This is a genomic window from bacterium, assembly GCA_035370465.1.
GTDB lineage: Bacteria > Ratteibacteria > UBA8468 > B48-G9 > JAFGKM01 > JAGGVW01.
In genome coordinates this window covers 1-3,068 of sequence record DAOOVW010000088.1, presented here as the reverse complement: position 1 = coordinate 3,068, position 3,068 = coordinate 1, and the positions used below count along the sequence as shown (strand labels likewise).

At 30.0% G+C, this 3,068-nt stretch carries 3 protein-coding genes; all 3 read left to right on the top strand.

The features are described from left to right. Positions 1–499, top strand: a 499-nt coding sequence (locus PLW95_08045) for a 3-isopropylmalate dehydratase small subunit (protein ID HOV22606.1), incomplete at its 5' end; no start/stop codon positions are given. A gap of 1 nt (position 500) precedes the next feature. Further along, positions 501–1,583, top strand: coding sequence for an isocitrate/isopropylmalate dehydrogenase family protein (locus PLW95_08040; protein HOV22605.1), 1,083 nt, complete (start codon positions 501–503; stop codon positions 1,581–1,583). Position 1,584: 1 nt separating this feature from the next. Continuing rightward, on the top strand, positions 1,585–2,856 hold the full coding sequence (locus PLW95_08035; GenBank protein HOV22604.1) for an adenylosuccinate synthase: 1,272 nt from the start codon (positions 1,585–1,587) through the stop codon (positions 2,854–2,856). The last annotated feature ends 212 nt before the right edge of the window (positions 2,857–3,068 follow it).

Here is a 3,068-nt window from a genome sequence, read left to right as displayed (position 1 = left end):
ACTAAAAGGATATGTTCATAAATTTGGTGATGATATAAATACTGATTACATTATTTCAGGAAAATATAAGTTTAAAACACTTGATATGAACGAACTTGCAACACATCTTATGGAAGATATAATTCCTGATTTCTATAAAAAAATTAAAAAAGGCGATTTTATTGTTGCAGGAAATAATTTTGGGTGTGGTTCAAGTAGAGAACAAGCACCTCTTGTAATAAAACATTCAGGTATATCAGGTGTGATTGCAAAAAGTTTTGCAAGAATATTTTTTAGAAATAGCATAAATGTTGGTCTTGTTTTAATACAGGCAGATACTGATAAAATAGATGATGGAGATGAAATTGAAGTAGATGTAGAAAAAGGTATTGTTAGAGATATTACAAAAGGAATAGAAATAAAAAGTTCTTCGTTGCCATCATTTATGATTGATATTTTAAATGAAGGTGGTGTTGTTAATTACATAAAAAAATATGGTAGTTTTAAAATAGAGGAGTAATATGGGAAAAAAAATTACATTAATTCCAGGAGATGGAATAGGACCAGAAATTACAGAGGTTGTCAAAAATTGTATTGATGCCACAGGAGTTGATATTGAATGGGATATAAAAGAAGTTGGATTGGAAGCACTTGAAAAATATGGAACTCCTATTCCAGATGAAACATTAATGTCTATAAAAGAAAATAAAGTATGCCTGAAGGGTCCTATAACAACACCTGTTGGGTATGGATATAGAAGTATAAATGTTTTTATAAGACAATATTTCAACTTATATGTTTGTTTAAGACCATTTAAAATTTATGAAGGTGCAAAAACAAAATTTCAAAATGTTGACCTTGTAATTGTTAGAGAAAATATGGAAGACCTTTATGCAGGAATTGAGTTTGAAAAAGGGAAAGAAAATACACTTGAATTGATTGAATTTATTGAGAAAAAAACAGGAAGTAAAATAGAAAATGATTCTGGAATAAGCATAAAACCAATCTCAGTTAAAAATTCAGAGAGAATTGTCAGATTTGCTTTTGAATATGCAAGAAAAAATAGAAGAAAAAAAGTAACTGCTGTTCATAAAGCAAATATAATGAAATTTACTGATGGACTTTTTCTTGATGTTGCAAGGAAAGTTGCAGATGAATATAAAGATATTGAATTTGAAGATAAAATTGTTGATAATATGGCAATGCAACTTGTTCAAAAACCAGAAATTTATGATGTTCTTGTTTGTCCCAATCTTTATGGGGATATTCTTTCTGACCTTTGTGCAGGGCTTGTTGGTGGATTAGGACTTTCTGCGGGTGCAAATTTGGGAGAAGATATAGCAGTTTTTGAGCCAACGCATGGGTCTGCTCCAAAATATAAAGGACAAAACAAAGTAAATCCTTCTGCTATGATATTAGCAGGTATTTTGATGCTTGATTATATTGGTTATTCTGATGAAAGTAAAAAACTTGAAAATGCACTTGCAAGTGTAATAAAAGAAGGTGTTTTTGTTACCTATGATTTTAAAGAAAAAGATGATAACTCTTCCGTTGGGACAAAAGAAATGGGCGATGCAATTATAAGGAAATTAAAAGGAGGTTGAAATGGTTACAGTTGTTGTTGGAACACAATGGGGAGATGAAGGGAAAGGGAAAGTTATTGATTACCTTGCAAAAGATATGGATATTGTTGCAAGATATCAGGGAGGAGCAAATGCAGGTCATACGGTAATTATAAATGGTAAAAAATTTATTTTTCATCTTGTTCCATCTGGTATTCTTTATCCCGAGAAAATTTGTTTAATTGGTAATGGGACAGTTATTGACCCTGTTTCTTTATTTGAGGAAATAGCATTTCTTGAAAAAAATGGGATAAAAGTAGATGACCGTCTTTTTATTTATGAAAATGCTCATATTACAATGCCATACCATAAAATTCTTGACCAGATAGAAGATAAATTTAGAGGAAAAGGAGAATTAGGAACAACTGGAAGAGGGATAGGGACAACTTATGCAGATAAATATGGTAGAATAGGAATAAGAGTTGTTGACTTACTTGATGATGATGTTTTTTATGAGAAACTTAAAATTGCTCTTGAATTAAAGAACTATCTCTTAAAAGAATATTATAAAGAAAAAATACTTAATGCAGATAAAATTTATAATGATTATAAAGAAATAAGAGAGAAAATAAAAAAATACATAATAAATGGAACAATTTTTATAAATGATATGCTCTCCAAGGGAAAAAATATTCTTGCCGAAGGAGCACAGGGAACATTTCTTGATATTGATTTTGGTACATATCCTTATGTTACTGCTTCAAATCCAATATCTGGGGGGAGTTGTACAGGTCTTGGAATTTCCCCAACAAAAATAGATAAAGTGATAGGAATTGTTAAAGCATATACAACAAGAGTTGGAAAAGGTCCATTTCCTACCGAGATGAAAGGGCTTCTTGAAGATACATTGAGAAGGTCAGGGAATGAATATGGTGCAACAACAGGAAGGCCAAGAAGATGTGGTTGGTTTGATTCAGTAATTGTAAGGTTTGCTTCTATTGTAAATGGACTTGATGAAATTTTTATAACAAAATTGGATGTTTTATCAGGTATTGAAAAATTGAAAATAGGAGTTGCATATAAATATGATGGTAAAATTTATAATGAATATCCAATGAATATGAAAGTATTTTCAAATTGTGAGGTTATTTATGAAGAAATGGATGGATGGAGTGAAAGTATATCTGACATAAAAGAATATAGTAAATTACCAACAAATGCAAAGAAATATATTGAAAGAATACAGGAACTTATTGAAGTAAAGATATCTGCAATTTCTGTTGGTTCTGAGAGGGAGCAGATAATTAAAATATAAGTTATTTTTTATTAAAATTTGGTATTATTGAAAAATAAAAGGTTTTGGTGCTCTATAAGAACCGTACCCGTACCTAATTAATGCTTGATAGGAAACAAAGAAGCAAGTATAATAAAAATAGAGATGAAAAAATGAGAGTAGATGTTCTTTTCTTCAAAAAGTAATTGCTCCTAAACTTGAAAAATTGGAAGAAGATGTAAGTGGATTAAGAA